The organism is Mesorhizobium sp. P2_E9 (genome assembly GCF_056403815.1).
Genome location: NZ_JBFUET010000019.1, coordinates 58,842 through 74,673 on the forward strand (window position 1 = coordinate 58,842; position 15,832 = coordinate 74,673).

11 protein-coding genes are annotated in these 15,832 nt (G+C 60.0%); 8 read left to right on the forward strand and 3 right to left on the reverse strand.

Annotated elements, in window-relative coordinates:
* Positions 1 to 101: 101 nt before the first annotated feature.
* The 4 genes from AC1D05_RS29240 (at position 102) to AC1D05_RS29255 (ending at position 6,522) form a co-directional block, all read left to right on the forward strand.
* Positions 102 to 4,493, forward strand: coding sequence for a PAS domain-containing protein (locus tag AC1D05_RS29240; RefSeq protein WP_477445463.1), 4,392 nt, complete (start codon positions 102 to 104; stop codon positions 4,491 to 4,493).
* A gap of 316 nt (positions 4,494 to 4,809) precedes the next feature.
* Positions 4,810 to 5,451 (forward strand): response regulator transcription factor, encoded by a 642-nt coding sequence (locus tag AC1D05_RS29245; protein ID WP_477445464.1) that lies wholly within the window; start codon positions 4,810 to 4,812, stop codon positions 5,449 to 5,451.
* 2 nt (positions 5,452 to 5,453) lie between these two features.
* Positions 5,454 to 5,843: a response regulator gene (locus AC1D05_RS29250; RefSeq protein WP_477445466.1), complete on the forward strand. Its 390-nt coding sequence runs from the start codon at positions 5,454 to 5,456 to the stop codon at positions 5,841 to 5,843.
* Positions 5,833 to 6,522, forward strand: a complete 690-nt coding sequence (locus AC1D05_RS29255) for a response regulator transcription factor (RefSeq protein WP_477445468.1) — start codon at positions 5,833 to 5,835, stop codon at positions 6,520 to 6,522. Before AC1D05_RS29250 ends, AC1D05_RS29255 begins: the two co-directional genes overlap by 11 nt.
* A 19-nt stretch (positions 6,523 to 6,541) precedes the next feature.
* Here AC1D05_RS29255 and AC1D05_RS29260 read toward each other — a convergent pair whose 3' ends face one another.
* Positions 6,542 to 6,706, reverse strand: a complete 165-nt coding sequence (locus AC1D05_RS29260; protein WP_477445470.1) for a hypothetical protein — start codon at positions 6,704 to 6,706, stop codon at positions 6,542 to 6,544.
* A gap of 1,147 nt (positions 6,707 to 7,853) precedes the next feature.
* Between AC1D05_RS29260 and AC1D05_RS29265 the strand changes: the two genes are divergently transcribed.
* The 4 genes from AC1D05_RS29265 to AC1D05_RS29280 all read left to right on the forward strand — a co-directional run bounded on the left by AC1D05_RS29265 (position 7,854) and on the right by AC1D05_RS29280 (position 12,914).
* Entirely contained in the window at positions 7,854 to 9,227 is a 1,374-nt protein-coding gene (locus tag AC1D05_RS29265; protein ID WP_477445472.1) for an ABC transporter substrate-binding protein, read from the forward strand.
* 67 nt (positions 9,228 to 9,294) lie between these two features.
* Positions 9,295 to 11,064 (forward strand): oligopeptide/dipeptide ABC transporter ATP-binding protein, encoded by a 1,770-nt coding sequence (locus tag AC1D05_RS29270; protein ID WP_477445474.1) that lies wholly within the window; start codon positions 9,295 to 9,297, stop codon positions 11,062 to 11,064.
* A complete protein-coding gene (locus tag AC1D05_RS29275; RefSeq protein WP_477445476.1) occupies positions 11,061 to 11,924 on the forward strand; it encodes an ABC transporter permease in 864 nt (287 codons plus the stop codon). The genes AC1D05_RS29270 and AC1D05_RS29275 overlap by 4 nt, the downstream gene beginning before the upstream one ends.
* Positions 11,925 to 12,914, forward strand: coding sequence for an ABC transporter permease (locus tag AC1D05_RS29280; RefSeq protein ID WP_477445478.1), 990 nt, complete (start codon positions 11,925 to 11,927; stop codon positions 12,912 to 12,914).
* Between the two features lie 17 nt (positions 12,915 to 12,931).
* On the opposite strand, the gene AC1D05_RS29285 is transcribed toward AC1D05_RS29280, so the two are convergent.
* Positions 12,932 to 14,695: a PAS domain-containing sensor histidine kinase gene (locus AC1D05_RS29285; RefSeq protein WP_477445480.1), complete on the reverse strand. Its 1,764-nt coding sequence runs from the start codon at positions 14,693 to 14,695 to the stop codon at positions 12,932 to 12,934.
* Positions 14,696 to 14,827: 132 nt separating this feature from the next.
* Complete coding sequence (locus AC1D05_RS29290; protein WP_477445482.1) at positions 14,828 to 15,538, reverse strand: response regulator transcription factor; 711 nt, start codon at positions 15,536 to 15,538, stop codon at positions 14,828 to 14,830.
* Between the last annotated feature and the right edge of the window lie 294 nt (positions 15,539 to 15,832).

Genomic DNA, 15,832 nt, shown 5'->3' on the forward strand with positions numbered 1-15,832 from the left:
GCATGGCCGCACTAGGATGCAGTGTGAATTCGCGAGCCCAGATAGGTGCTGAGCCAAGCGCTGACGATTCTCACGCCGCCCTTGTCAGGCAGGAGGAGCCGATGATGCGCGTCTGGTCGCACCGTCCTGGATACTTACATCTAGGACTATTTTTCGCGGCATACGTGTTGGGCTGCGGATTTGCGCAGGTGCTCGCAATCGTACCTGGAACGGGCATTTCAGTCTGGCCTCCGAGTGGACTCTATATTGCCACGCTTGTCCTTTCCTCCAGACGCAGCTGGCCATGGTGGGTGATGGCAGGCTGTCTGGCCGAAATGTTCAGCAATCTCGTTTGGTTCCACAGCCCGTGGCCTGCTGCCTTGCTGATTTATGTCGGCAACGCTCTTGAAGCGACTTGTGGGGCCTGGCTCGTGAACCGGAGCAGCAAGCGGCCAGGCGAACTAGAAACCCTGGAGGAAGTGCTCGCATTCGTCCTGCTTGCCGCAGGAATTGCGCCACTCGTTAGCGCGACGGTAGGAAGCGCCACACTAGCCTGGTTTGGAATGCAGTTGCAAACCTTCACGGGGGCTTGGCCTCTATGGTGGATCGGGGACGCGACCGGGGTGTTGATCGTAGCGCCGCTGGCGCTGGTTGTGTTTCAGAACTGGAGACGCGGGGCCCACCTCTCGGCCGCGCGATGGGCGGAGGTTTGCGTCCTAGGATTGATCTTTCTGGGTATCGCCGCCCTTTCCTTGAGCGGTTACCTCCCATTCGCCTACATCATCATGCCGCCTCTTCTCTGGGCTGCGGTGCGCTTCGAGTTCAAGGGCGCTGCCGTTGCCTTGACCCTCCTTGCCCTGATCACAGCATTCTTCACGGTATTCGGCGCCGGCGAATTTGCCGGGGGTCCGGACGCCCTGAAGCACAAACAGATCATGTTGCAGCTTTTCCTGGGGATCTCGGCATTTTCAGCGCTCATCGTCGCCGCCATATCCCGACAGCACCAGGTGGCGCTGCTCACATTGCATCAAAGCGTGGAGGCGTTGCGCGACCGTGAGCGCGAGCTTTCGCAGCTGGTGGACATGGTTCCGACCCACGTTTGGCGATTGATGCCAGACGGCGAGCCGACCTTCTTCAACAAGCGGATGGTTGATTTCCTCGGCCTGAATATCGCGGATTTGGGCAAGCCCGGAATGAGCAAGCTCGAAGCGGTCATAGGAACAGTCCATCCAGACGATGCCGCGGGCTTCAGGAATTCGCTGCATAGCTCACTCGACACCGGCGAGAGCTTCGCGATGCGATATCGCCTGCGCCGCGTCGACGGCGCCTACCACTGGATGTCGAGCCGGGCCGACCCGATGCGGGATCAGGCCGGGCGCATCGTCCAGTGGTACGGTCTATGCCATGACATAGACGATCAAATGCACGCCGAAGAGGCGCTGCGGCGAAGCGAGCGGCAGCTCCAGGAGATGGTCGACGCAGTACCGGTCCGCATCTGGAGCGCAACGCCGGCTGGCGGGATGGTTTACTTCAACAAGCGATACCAGGACCATTTCCGCTCCGTAATCCCGAACTTTGAAACTCTCAACAACCCGCGTATCGAGAAATTGCTGCAGGAACTGGTTCATCCAGAAGATGCTCCCGAGGTGCAGCAAACGTTGCGGAATTGCTTCAACACTGGCGGCGGTTCCGCGATGCGGTTTCGTTGGCGCGAAAAGGATGGCGCCTATCGCTGGGCGGAGTGCAAGGTGGAGCCTCGGCGTGATGAAGCCGGAGCCGTTGTGCAATGGTACGGAGTATCTCTCGACATCGATGATGAGGTGCGCGCGCAAGCGGCGCTACGCGATCGGGAGCGCGAGCTCTCGCAGCTCGTGGACATGGTCCCGGTTCAAATAAGGCGTATGAAACCCGACGGCGAGCCGACCTTCTTCAACAAGCGCTTGCTAGACTTTTTCGGTCTGGACGACATAGCGGTTTTGGACAAGCCGGGCATTAGCCGGCTGTCCGCAATCATACAGACCCTCGTCCACCCCGATGATTCAGCCAGCCTGCTGGAGACCGCCCGCCACTCCTTCGCCACCGGTGAGCCCTTCGCCGTGAAATATCGTATGCGCCGTGCGGACGGTGCATATCGGTGGGTTGATGGCCGCGGGGAACCGCTGCGAGATCAAAGCGGAGCGATTGTGCAATGGTACGTAGTTTCCCTCGACATCGATGATGAGATGCGTGCGCAGGAGGCATTGCGCGATAACGAGCGTGAGCTTTCGCAGCTTGTGGACATGGTTCCGAGCCACGTTTGGCGGCTGAGCCCCGACGGCGAGCCGGTATTTTTCAACAAACAGATGGTTGATTTCCTCGGGCTGAAAGTTGCGGACACGGACAGGCCGGGCGTGAGCCGGCTACAGGCCCTTATCGAGACCGTTCATGCGGACGATGCGCCACGGTTCAAAGAGACCATTCATCATAGCCTTGCCACAGGCGAAAGCTTTGCCATGCAATATCGGCTGCGCGGTGCCGGCGGCATTTACCGTTGGATGTCGGGCCGCGCCGAGCCGATGCGAGACGACAGCGGCCGTATCGTCAAATGGTTCGGCCTCTCTCACGACATCGACGATCAGATGCGCCTTCATCGCGAGATCGAGGAGCGAGAAGCCAAGATAAGGCGGCTTGTCGATTCAGATATCATTGGGATCGTCATCTGGGATTTGAACGGAACGCTTATCGAAGCCAATGACGCGTTTCTCCGCATGGTCCAGTACGATCGCGATGAACTGAAAGCCGGGCTTGATTGGCTCGCGATGACGCCTCCGGAATGGCGAGAGGTGCACGGCCGGGAGGAAGCTGAAGAGCTTATGGCGACGGGCAAGATGCAGGCCCGCGAGAAGGAGTACTTCAGGAAGGATGGCGGTCGGGTGCCTGTCCTCATTGGTGGCGCATTTTTTGAGGGTCAGACCAAGCAAGGAGTCGCCTACATTCTCGATTTGACCGAGCTCAAGCGTACGGAAGCGGCGTTGCGGGTCCGCGAGCGCGAGCTGCAACAGCTTGTCGACGCCCTGCCGGTCCATGTCTGGAGCTGGACGCCCGACGGCAGGCTGGCCTACCTCAACAAACGATCTTTGGAGGAACTCGGTCTCTCCGGCGCGAACTTCGAGGAATGCGCCAGGGTGGCGCAACAGCTGATTCATCCCGAAGATGCGCCTGAGGTGCTGCGTACGTCCCTCAGTTGCCTCAAAACCGGCGATTCCTTCATGATGCGATATCGCCGGCGCTGGAAAGACGGCAGCTATCGCTGGATGGAGGGGCGTTGCGAGCCTCTGCGTGATCAAGATGGAACCATCGTGCAGTGGTACCAGGTTTCCATCGATATCGACGATCAGATGCACGCGCAGGAGGCCCTGCTTGAGAGAGAGCGCTTCCTTTGGCAACTCGTGGAAACGTTGCCGGCGATGATCGATTGCGCCGCACCGGACGGCGAGCCGGTTTATCGGAGCCAGCAACTGCGCGAATTCCTCGGATATGAGCTTGAAACACTGGACGGGACAGGAAAGTCGCGTTTGGTCGGCACGCTCGACGCCGGTGTTCATCCCGACGACGTCGAGGGAGTGAAGCAAAAATACGCCCATTCGCTCGCTACCGGGGAACCTTATGCGCGAAGGCATCGTCTACGGCGTTTCGACGGCGAATATCGCTGGGTCGAGACACGCGCCGCACCGATGCGCGACGCCGAAGGCGCCATTGTGCAGTGGAATGTGATCTGCCTGGACATCGATGGTGAGGTTCTCATGCAGGAACAACTGCGTCTGGCCCAGGAGAATCTCGCACGTCAGAGTCAGGCCGCCAGCCTGGCCGAGCTCTGCGCGTCCATCGCCCATGAGGTTAACCAGCCACTGGCTGCCGTGGTGGCGAACTCACACGCCTGCCAGCGCTGGCTTAACGCTGAACCGCCAAATCTTGAACGAGCACAGAAGACCGTGGAACGCGTCATCCGCGACGCCAACGCCGCGGCAGATGTCGTCGGTCACATCCGAGCCTTGTTCAAGCAATCCATGGGGTCAAACGCATCCACGGCGCTCTCTGACGTCATTGCCGAAGCGCATGACCTCATGGCCGAGGAGGCGACGCGGCGGCGCGTTAGCTTGAGCATTGATGTTGAAAACAATCTTCCGCCTGTCGCGCTTGGGCGCGTCCAGATCCAGCAGGTCCTGGTCAATCTCATGCGTAATGGCATGGAGGCAATGGACTCGGTTGCCACAGATAGAGTTCTCCGGATGCGTGTGCGCCGGATGACAGATGTGGTCCAGACCGAAATCAGCGACCGTGGATTAGGTATCGAGTTTCCCGATAAGATATTCCAGCCGTTCTTCACGACGAAAGAGCAGGGGATGGGAATGGGCCTCGCGATCTGCCGGTCGATCGTCGAGTCCCACGGCGGGCGGTTGTGGGCAGAAGCCAACGAACCGCGAGGGGCGAAATTCGTCTTCACATTGCCAATTGAAACGAAAGCGGCATCGTGACGCCAACGGACCTCGCGGTCTCGCGTCACACACGTATCCGGGAGCGGCTCAGCCTTGGAGTGGGGCGGTCAGTTGCGTACTGGGCCGTACTCTTGGGGGACATCTCTCTGCGCTCAGGTGCGAAGCCGTCATGCGCACAGAGGAATTTGCGCAACGCACCCGCCGCCAGGTCGCAATAGAATGCATGGATTTCCATGAGGTGCGGTCGCGGCGCGTTGGGACTAAGCTAGTGGGGTGAGTGCATCAGTCCCGATTCAACTGCTGAGAGCAAATGCTGTACGAAGCGCCAACAATCCCCAGATGGGAGGTCTGCGCTATGACGACAGGTGATCATATTGTCTTCGTGGTGGACGACGATGCACGCATTCGGGAGGCTCTCAGCGAACTGCTTGCCTCATATGGTATGCATGCCGTCGCCTTCGGATCGGCTGGCGACTATGTCAGCGCGGACAAGCCAGACGTGCCGGCCTGCCTCATCCTTGATGTCGAGTTGCCGGATATCAACGGCCTCGATCTGCAGAAGCAGATTGCGGAAGGAGAGCATCCGCCGATCGTGTTCATAACAGGACATGGCGACATTCCGTCATCCGTCCGGGCAATCAAGGATGGTGCGGTGGATTTCCTCACCAAGCCTTTCAGTGACTCCGATCTCATGGCTGCAATCCGGGTGGCGATCGCCCGGGATCGGGACATCAGATCGGAACGTGCCGAGCTTGGTGCGTTGAGGCAGCGCTATCTGGCGCTCACGCCGCGCGAACGTGACGTGCTGCCGCTGGTGGTGAGTGGCCTGCTTAACAAGCAAGCCGCTGCCGAGCTGGGGATAAGCGAGGTCACTTTGCAAATCCATAGAAGGAACGTCATGCAAAAGATGATGGCGGCGTCTCTTGCCGATCTCGTGCGTATCGCGGAGCGGCTGGAAATACCGATAACTCACTCGCGCCGGGCAAGAGGGGAGTGAGCGTGAGTAAGCATAAACCTATAGTGGCGGTTGTCGACGACGATCCAAGACTGCTCGAATCAATGGAGGAACTCCTCGAGTCCGCAGGCTATGCGGCCCGCAGTTTCTCGTCGGCGCGACAATTGTTGATCAGTGGACTATCGGGGCTGGACGTTCTGATTACCGACATTGGGATGCCTGGCATGGACGGCTTTGAACTTCGCGACCTGGTGAACAGGGCGCGTCCGGAGCTGCCTGTTTTCCTGATCACAGGACGCCACGAGATAGCCGATCAAGACCGCGCGAAGGGGATCAGTGGGTTTTTCCGGAAGCCCTTCGATGCCCACGCCCTGCTTGCGGCCGTCGGCGAGACTTTGCGCAACCATGACAAGGAGGATGGACATGAGAGTTGACCAGCCGCTCTTGCGGAGATCGGCGCCGTTTGTGCAGCGGAAAGATGAGGCGGAGCAACCGCTCGTCATTATTGTCGATGATGATGCATCGGTCCGGGAGGCACTATCGGAATTGATCCTGTCGGCGGGTTTCCGGCCGATTTCCTTCGCTTCGACCTACGAATTGCTTGATGCCGATGTGTTGGACAGCCCAGGCTGCCTGATCGTCGACGTGCGGATGCCAGGAGCGAGCGGACTCGATCTTCAACATCACCTGGCCCAAACTGGAAATCCCAAGCCATTGATCTTCCTGACTGGCCATGGAGATATTCCGATGAGCGTCCAGGCGATGAAGGCCGGCGCCGTAGACTTTCTGACCAAGCCGGTGCGGGACCAAACACTGCTTGATGCCGTGATCGCAGGCGTTGCGGCGGATGCAGCGCGTCGGGCAGAAGCCGTAATCGTCAAGCGCAATATCGAACGCCGCGAGACCCTGACGCCGCGCGAGCGCGAGGTTTTGCGTGAAGTTGCGCGCGGGCGGGTCAATAAGCAGATCGCCTTCGACCTTGGCATTAGTGAAGTGACGGTCAAACTGCATCGCGGCAATGTCATGCGCAAGATGGAGGCCAACTCCATCGGCGAGTTGATCCGTGCATGGGAAACGCTACCCTTGCCGATGCGAGAAGATGGCGCGACCTAGATACTTGGTCCGAGCCTATTCAATCCTCGACACAAAACGATTGCCATGTCTTCGGATGAATGGTTGATCGGCCGGAACGTGCTGCAGCCTTGCCGGCACCGTCACGCCACTGCCAGTGATCTTGTGTATTCCAGCCGATCCTGGTGGAGGCTTCGCGGCAGGTGTGAGTGCCGATGCCGACCATCGGAACCGGCGCCTGGAGCCATAGGTCTCGCTCAATTTGCCTGCACAATTTTCATCGCTGTCGGCCTTGGTCAACGAACATGGCGGTGGCCTGATACCGAGCCCTATCGGCATGATCTACTCACCGTGAAGACCTGCAGACAGGCTTGTCCATCCTGAACCTTGGCATTGCATGAGAGATCCTTGCGTAGAATAGGTTCGCAGCCCGGATCAGTGCATCCTCCTTAAGCCATCACGAGCGTCGAGCTTCGATCGCTTCTTCACCTTCCATTTCGCGAATCCGATCGCGTGGGCCGAGGTCGTAATGGCTAGCTGGATTTTCAATGGCCACGTCACGGATGGATACGATGAATAGGGATGGACTCTTCTCCGTTGGCTCTCCCAATTTCTGGGGCCATACGATAACCGTCCTTGGCAACCTTTCGCGTATGTTGAATCGCATCTCGGGCGGTCCACGAGGGCAGACGTTGTGCGCTCGCATTGCTGAACGACGGCCTGACTGCTTGTTCTGTCGGCTTATGTCCTTGATTGTGGAACCGGACCACTGCGCCATCGAACTCGCTTGCTGGGTCAAGCGCCGGGACGGCTAGGGCCGTTTGACGGCGGCGATCCGTGAAAGACATGATCGCTTATGCATGAAGTACCACGCCGATTGGGCTGTCAGTGCACTCGCGCAGGCCCTATTGATGGGCGGTGGGCAGCCAGGTGGCGTGCACCACCCTATGCTTAGGCATAGGGTAACCAGTGCCGAGGACTCTATAGACCCGGACAGACCGGCAGTAGTACCGTTCGAACGATACACCGTCTGGTTACTCCAAGAGGATGGCGATCAACGATCGAAAAACTTCATTGGAATGGGCGAACACCGAGTTCACCTGAACCAGAGATGGCCTTTCTGGCCACTGCATCGATTGTGGGCGGCCTTGCTGCAGCCGCTGAGAGGATCAGGCCTGACCGGAATACACATGCAGGGATGCGCTTACCCAACAGAACGATCCGGCAAGCGCAGCTCCTGTCTGTGGATCCTGCCGATCTTGATAGGTTTGCTGATTTGGGTAGCGCCGGCCTACGCCGATGGAGCGCTCCGCATACCATACGCTGCCGATATAGGCTCGTTCGACCCGGACAACGGCTTTGAGACCGGAGCGATGAGCGCAATCGACAACGTCTACCAAGGTCTAGTCCAATACGAGCCCGGCTCGACCAAGATCGTTGGCTCGCTGGCCAGGAGTTGGGACATTTCGGACGATGGCCTGACCTACACCTTCCATTTGGTCGAAGGTGTCAAGTTCCACGATGGCACACCATTCAATGCGGCGGCGGTCATAAAGTCGTTCGAGCGCCGCCGCGATCATCGAATGATCCTGAGCTACTTCCTGGCCAACGTGAAGGACATGAAGGCGCCCGACGATTCGACCGTCGTTCTCACCCTGGGCCATCCCCAGCCTTCGTTCCTCGATGCCCTTTCCAGCCCATGGGGGCCCAAGGTCATCAGTCCGTCAGCGCTCGCCGACCATGATAACGGCGATTCCGCGACGACTTGGCTCAATGAGCATGCGGTCGGCACAGGTCCATTCAAACTGGCTGAATTCAAACGCGGACAGCGCTATGTGCTCGAACGCAACGACGCCTATTGGGGGAACAGACCGTTCTTCCAGCAGATCCAGATTTCGGTCGTTCCCGATATCAGCCAGCAGATACTTCAATTGCAGGCGGGTACGATCGATGCCGTGCCGATCAATTATCCGTTCGCGCAACTAGCCAGCCTGCCGGGGACTCTGGAGATCACCACCGCCCCGAGCATGATACCGTACGATCTGTTCGTTAAGCCGAACTCGCCGCTTGATGATGCGGAGATCCGCAAGGCCGTTCTGACGGCGATGAACCCGGCGCTTTGGGTCAAGGATGCGTTTGGCGAGTTCGCAAGCCTGTCGAGGTCGGTATATCCGAACGTGATGCTCGATCCGGTGAATCCGATCCGGTTCCCGACCGACTTCGAGGCGGCGAAAGCCGCAATCGCCAAACATGGCGCGGTCCATTTGGTCATTGGCCTCCATAGCGCGGCCCCGAGTTACGCCCGCATCGCCGACCTGATGATCGCGCAACTGGCATTGATCGGCGTAAAGGCAACGGCTTACGTGCTGCCCTCCGGTGCTGCTTATGCCTTGAAGGACGATCCCAGCCCTCCCGACTTGCTGCTCACGATCGCAGGCCCGGACGCCGCTCATCCGGAGAACCAGGCCAAGGTCTTTTTTACAAAAGACGCGCCCCTGAACTTTTTTGGCCGGGTGCTGCGGGAAGCCGATGCCATCGTAAACCAGGCTGGGCAGTTGACGGATGTCAAAGAGCGCAACGCTCTCTACGAGAGAGCGGGGCAGATGTATTTCGATGCCGGCATCGTCATCCCGCTGGTCAATGTCAACGATGTGGTTGTCCACGCCAAGGGTCTGAAGGACCTTGGACTCCGTCCCGTAAACCCGCCCGGCAACATCGACTTCGCTACCGTTCGTTGGGGGCCCTGAACGTCGGCCATCCGGTTAGTTCTCAAAGGTCAGGCTCGCACCGCAGATGGTCAAGCACTCGCACCGAATGTCCAGTTCCGTGACCGAGCCTGTCCTCGCCGTCAAAGACCTTTCAGTCATTCTCAACCGTGAAGGCCGGCCTTCCCGTGTCATTGATGGCATCACTTTCGACATGTTTCCTGGCGAGGTCGTCGCGCTGGTCGGGGAAAGCGGTTCTGGCAAGACGAGCATCGGGCTGACCCTTCAGGGGCTGCTGCCGAGGGAATACCAGCCGCGGGTTGAAGGCTCGATCCGGCTTTCCGGAATCGAACTCGTCGGCGCGGGAAGCCGCACGTGGCGGTCGGCCCGCCGCCGCCTCGTCCGCGCCATCCCGCAAGATCCGATGGGCGCGCTTAATCCCACGATGACGATCCGTCACCAGATGCAGGAATCCAACGGGGGATCAATCGAGGACTGGCTCAGCCGAACCGGCCTGCCTGACCCGGGCCGCATCGCCGATGCGCTTCCACATCGCCTGTCGGGTGGGCAGCGTCAGCGAGTGCTTATTGCCATGGCGATGATGGCGAGCCCGAAACTGCTCATCGCCGATGAACCCACCACTGCGCTCGACGTCACCGTGCAGGCGCAGATCCTCGACCTGTTGCGCAATCTCACCCGCGACCAGCAGACCGCAATTCTGTTCGTGACGCATGATCTAACCGTAGCAGCCTCACTGGCCGACCGCATCCTGATTCTCTACGCCGGACGCATCGTTGAAATGGGTCGCATGCAGGACGTGGCCCGCAATGCCGCGCATCCTTATTCAATCGGCCTGCTCGCCGCCCGATACGATCTGGACTCCGATCGGCGGCGGCCGCTTCTCACACTTCCGTCCGAGCACATGCCCTCCACAAATGTGGCGAGCGCCTGCGCCTACGCGCCACGTTGCCCGATCGCCCAGCCTGATTGCACGGCAGTCCGTCCCCCATTGTCGGCTGCTTCCGTCCACGGCGGCGCAGTTGCTTGCCTTCACCAGGAACAAACACCTTTTGTCTCAGCGCAGCGCGTCGACGCGAAGCCATGGCCGGCTCCGGCGATCCAGGAAACCGCCGCCTTGAGACTACACAACGTCAGTAAGTTATATCCGACAGGCAACCGCTCGTTTTGGGGGCGTCAATCGCAGCCCGTTCTCAGGTCTGTCAGCCTCACAATCAAGCTTGGCGAGTGCGTGGCCCTGGTGGGCGAGAGTGGCGCCGGCAAGTCTACCCTTCTAAGGATTGCCGCCGGACTCGTGGTGCCCGAGAGCGGCACGGTTACCCGCTTCGACAAGCCTCCCCCTCAAGTCGTGTTCCAAGATCCCGTGGCGGCGTTGACGCCCTGGCTCACGATCGGCGAGCAGATCGGCGAGCGCCTGCGGGGCGTTTCGCTGGACAGTGACTACGGACGCCGTCGCGTGGGAGAGGCAATCAAGCTGGTCGGCCTCGATCCGATCCTGATGGACGCCCTGCCGGCCGAGATGTCGGTCGGGCAATGCCAGCGCGCCGTCTTGGCTCGCGCGGTAATCGTCCCCCCGAGGCTTCTGCTCTGCGATGAGCCAATCAGCGCCATGGACGTGTCGCTGGCGGCCACCACCTTGAACCTCCTGGGTGATCTTCGCCGGCGGCTCGACATGGCGATGCTGTTCGTGACCCACGATCTGGCGGCCGCCAGGATCATCGCCGACCGTATCGCGGTGCTGAAGGGCGGCGAGTTGGTCGAGGTTGCCGATCCAGATGCCATCGTTGCCGCACCGCAGTCCGCCTACACGCGGTCCCTCATTGCAGCAATGCCTAGCCCACAAGCGGGAGGCGGACGATGACCGGCAGGTCAAGCTGGGACGCGCCGCCCGCACGGCCTCGGTTCAACTGGCGCGATTTCTTCCGACGTGCCGGCTGGCTTGGAAGCGCCGGCATTATCGGCGTGCCTGCCGTCACCCTCGTGGCCGCGCTAGCGCCGTGGATCACGCCGTTCGACCCACAGCTGCGTATCGCCGCAGCCTACCTGCCGCCCTCGGCCGGACATTGGTTCGGCACCGACGAGATCGGCCGCGACCTGTTCTCGCGGGTCATCCTCGGCGTTCAGTACACGTGGTTGTCGGCGCTCGCCATTATCGCTTTTACTCTCACTGTGGGCTCCCTGGTCGGACTGATTTCGGGCCTGATGGGCGACAAGGTCGATCTGGTCATAGGGCGGATCGTCGACTTGTTCATCGTCCTTCCATCAACGCTGATCGCGCTCGCTTTCGTGGCTGCAGTTGGCCCCGGGCTCGTCAACACGGTGATCGCGCTCGCCATTTTCTGGTGGCCTTGGTACGCGCGCATATCTCGCGATGAGATTCGTCGTCTCAAGGCCCGTCCTCACGTCGAGGCAGCGCGCATGGCCGGGGTACGCGGTCCGCGTCTGCTGGTGCGTTACTTGTTGCCGGGAGTGGTGCCGGCCTTGCTCATCGGAGCGTCACTGGACGTCGCCAACGTCATCATGACGCTGTCGCTGATGTCGTTCCTTGGCCTTGGACTGCCTGCACCAGCGCCTGAACTCGGAGCGATGACGTCGCGCACGCTCGACAGTCTCACTGTCCATTGGTGGCTGCCGATCCTCCCGGCTGCGATCATCTTTCTTCTGTGCCTTCTCGCCAACCTCGCAGGTGACGGAATTCGCGCGGCGCTAAGGGGGGTGTAGATGCTGACATATCTCGCCAAAAGCATCGTCGGTGCCATCGTCGTTCTCCTCATGATGAGCTTCATCGTGTTCGGCCTGCAAAGCGTGATCCCGGCCGACCCAGCGCGAGCCATTGCCGGACCGAACGCTCCGCCGGAAACGGTCGAGGCAGTGCGCAAGGAGCTCGGCCTGGATGACCCGGCTGTCATTCAGTATGGGCGCTTTCTATCGCGCGTCGCCCATGCGGATCTTGGGACGTCGGTAAGGACACGTCGGCCGGTATCCGACGACATACGGCAATATCTTCCCGCCACACTGGAACTCGGACTGGCGTCGATCGCTTTGGGTGTGGCGCTTGCGCTCCTCATGGCAGTGCTTCAGTTTCTGATACCGGGATCGGGCGGCATAAGGCTCGTTATGGTGGGCGTGGGCTCCACGCCGATCTTCCTGTCGGCCTTGCTTCTCAGCTACTTTTTCTGGTTCCGATTCGATTGGCTTCCCGGCGCGGGTAGGCTTGGGTACCGCGACTTCGCGGGTCCGACGGGATTGAATGTCATTGACGGAATACTGCTCGGCCGCCCCGAGGTCAGCTTGGACGCGCTACGACACCTGCTCTTGCCAGCGCTTGCTTTGGCGCTGCCTATCGGCATCGCGGTTGGTCGAAGCCTGAACGGCGCACTGCACGAAGTTATGAGTGAGCCTTATGTTCGGACGGCACGTGGCAAGGGTCTCAGCGAGACAAAGGTGCTCTTGCGCCACGGTTTGCGCAATGCCGCCACGGCCCCACTGTCCATGCTCGGCCTCCAAGTCCGCCTTCTCTTCGGCAATTTGCTTATCGTCGAGCGCGTTTTCGGGTGGCCGGGTCTTGGTCTTTACACGGTCCAGGCTTTGGCCAGCGCCGATCTTCCGGCGGTGCTAGGCGTCGCCATCGTCTTCGGAATACTGTACATCCTGGTCAACACGCTCATCGAGATTGGGCAATCGATGGCCGACCCGCGGATCAACCTCTGAAGAGCTCACGCAGGCGCTTACTGTCGCAGCAGTGTCTTGCTCGTGTCGGCGGTGCGGACAGGGAGGCTGAAGGCTATGGAAGCCCCTCCTGTCTCGTTATTTTCCGCCCAAATTCGTCCGCGGTGAGCCTCGACAATCGAGCGGCAGATCGCCAAGCCCATTCCCATTCCATCTGGCTTGGTCGTGTAAAACGCGTCGAAGATCCGTTCCGGATTGCTAAGCCCATGACCGCGATCTCGCACTTCGACTTCGACTGTACCGTCATTCTGATGTCGCGACACGATCCGCAAGCTTCGCACGTCGATGCCGACGTCTTGCATTGCTTCGATACCGTTGCGGACTAGGTTCAGGACGACCTGCTCCATCTGCACGTGATCGGCTACTGTCGCTGGAAGACCAGGATCGAGGCGGAGGTCAAGTTCGACGTTGGCCGATGCCAGCCTATCACTCAGAAGATCACACACTTCGCCGATCACCGCGTTCAGATCGATCGCGTGCGGTTCGCTTTCGGCCTTGGTGAACAGCGACCGGATGCGGCTGATCACCTGCGCAGCCGCGTCGGCGTTTCTGATGATCTTCTGGGCGACGCGGCTGGCGTGATTGAAGTTGGGCGGGTCGGCACTCAGCCACCTCTGGAATGCGCCGGCGTTGGCCACGACCGCCTGGAGCGGCTGGTTGAGTTCGTGCGCAATGGACACCGACAGCTCGGACAGGCTGGCGGCGCGCAGGGCGCGCGCGAGCCGCTCGTCTGCCAGACGCAGGGATTCCTGAGCGCGGACCTCGTCGTCAATGTCGAAGTTGACGCCATACCAGCGCAGGATCGTACCGTCTTCGTCGCGAAGCGGTTCGAAGCGCGAATCGATCCAGCGATATTCGCCGTCCTTCCGGCACAGCCGACCTTTGTGCTGGAGCGGCTCTCCGCAGGCAAACGACTTCTGGAAGACGGCCTTGACGCCCGCCTTGTCGTCGGGATGGAACAACTCCACGTGAGAGGCGAATTGCCGTGTGCCTCGCGGTTCTTCCTGGACGGGGTCGATGCCCGACCAGTCGACGAACCGTTTGTTGAAATAGTACGGCAATCCCGCCGGCGTCATCAGCCATATCATGGTGGGAACCGTATCGACCAACAGCCTGAGTTCCCTCTCGCTCTTGCGCAGCGCGGCTTCCGCTTTGCGCCCATCGTCTATGTCCTCGGTATGGCCGTACCAGCCAACGATTCGCCCCCGCTCATCGTGCGAGGCAACACCCGTATCGCGAAACCACCGGTAGGTGCCATCGAGGCGCCGCAAACGCTTTTCCGCGATCATTGGCTCGCCCGTACTCAGGCTGTGGCGCCACTGCGCCATGCTCGTCTCTGCATCGTCGGGATGGACAAATCTCCGCCACCAGGAAAAGTCGTCGGCATCCATGACCTCGCGCATTTCTTCGGCTGTAACCCCAATGTACTTGAGGGCTGCCGGATTGAGGAACCGAAGGCGTCCGTCCGGATAGGCGGACCAGCCGAGGCCAGGGGTGTGAGCGATACCCGCCCCGGCGCCCTGGTAAACCCGGTCGTAAAAGCTGGTGGTCCTGAAGATCTTCACCACCAGCCATACTGCAAAAGCCCCGAATACAAACGCGGCGAACCGGGCGGAACTCCTCTCCGTCACGTAATGCGGCGACAGCAACATGGCCGCCGACATCAAGCTTGTGGCTGCCACGGCCACCAATCCGGCCCCCCAGCCCAGGCAGATGCACACGATTGCAACCACGACCAGCAGGCCAGATGGGTCGCGGGTCAACAGCGTAACCAAAAGGCACGCGACACTTATACTCGCAGCCACGGTGCGACGTTGCTGCGATGAGGTTAGTTCCATCTGAGACCCTCTGGATGCCGCTTCCGCTGTCCAACCTGTCGTAGCGGCCCCGTTTACTCAGTTAGCAAAGTGCCCTCTTGCCCCCGATTTCGCGACTGGCTTCCCCGCGGCGGAAGCTATCCTCAACCGGCACTGGATATCGGCTGGAAGTGACTGGCAGACGTTGAACAGATGAGAGACGGATCGCGCGTTCATCTTCTTCATCATGTTGCTCCGATGGAGCTTCACGGTGATTTCGCTGATACCAAGACCGAAAGCGATCTCCTTGTTCATCGCGCCGGAGACCACAAAACTCAGAACCTCCCGCTCGCGTGGCGTAAGCGTCTCGTAAAGGGCCGAGTTCTTTTGGGCTACGGCTGAGGCCACTCTTCGAGCGATGTCGGTCGCAATAGCCGTCGACACGGCGTCCAGGAATGTTTGGTCGCGCACCGGTTTGGTGAGGAAATCCAGCGCGCCCGCCTTCATGGCTTCGACGCTCATGGCAATGTCGCCATGACCCGTCAGGAAGATGATGGGCGTCCTTATGTCTTTGGCTGAAAGGAGCTGCTGGAGATCGATCCCGCTCAGACCTGGCATTCGCACATCGAGAACGATACAGCCCGGACGGCTTGGAAGCTTCGCACTGAGCACGTCTTGGGCTGAGGAAAACGACATAGACTCGATCCCAACTGATCTGAGCAACTCCTGCAAGGAGTCGCGGACCTCCGCATCATCGTCGACCAGAATTGCAATGGGGCTGTCTGCAGTTTCTGAATTTGCCACGCCCATAATCCTCTCTCGGGGCGATCTGGACACGAATTGACCGTGTTCGGTTGACTATTATCAGCCGCACGTCCGTCGCACGTCAACTGAACTGCACTTGCACTGCCTTGAGAAAACTCGACTTGGGCACCCCGATGGTCTGAGATAGAGCCCGATATGCACCTTCCCTCGATATCTGACGTAACGGAAGGATTGAGGGCGGCGCAACACGACAATGGGTGACTAGGGCCTGATGATTTGATTAGGCACTCTAGACTTGAGTATAGGCTGCTCCCGTTTCGGTTCGAACCCGTACGCTTT

Bases quoted from the DNA above. Each gene is read 5' to 3' on its own strand.
- AC1D05_RS29240 (WP_477445463.1), top strand. From the start codon at position 102: ATGATGCGCGTCTGGTCGCACCGTCCTGGATACTTACATCTAGGACTA.
- AC1D05_RS29245 (WP_477445464.1), top strand. From the start codon at position 4,810: ATGACGACAGGTGATCATATTGTCTTCGTGGTGGACGACGATGCACGC.
- AC1D05_RS29255 (WP_477445468.1), top strand. From the start codon at position 5,833: ATGAGAGTTGACCAGCCGCTCTTGCGGAGATCGGCGCCGTTTGTGCAG.
- AC1D05_RS29260 (WP_477445470.1), bottom strand. From the start codon at position 6,706: ATGGTCGGCATCGGCACTCACACCTGCCGCGAAGCCTCCACCAGGATC.
- AC1D05_RS29265 (WP_477445472.1), top strand. From the start codon at position 7,854: ATGAGCGCAATCGACAACGTCTACCAAGGTCTAGTCCAATACGAGCCC.
- AC1D05_RS29270 (WP_477445474.1), top strand. From the start codon at position 9,295: ATGTCCAGTTCCGTGACCGAGCCTGTCCTCGCCGTCAAAGACCTTTCA.
- AC1D05_RS29275 (WP_477445476.1), top strand. From the start codon at position 11,061: ATGACCGGCAGGTCAAGCTGGGACGCGCCGCCCGCACGGCCTCGGTTC.
- AC1D05_RS29280 (WP_477445478.1), top strand. From the start codon at position 11,925: ATGCTGACATATCTCGCCAAAAGCATCGTCGGTGCCATCGTCGTTCTC.
- AC1D05_RS29290 (WP_477445482.1), bottom strand. From the start codon at position 15,538: ATGGGCGTGGCAAATTCAGAAACTGCAGACAGCCCCATTGCAATTCTG.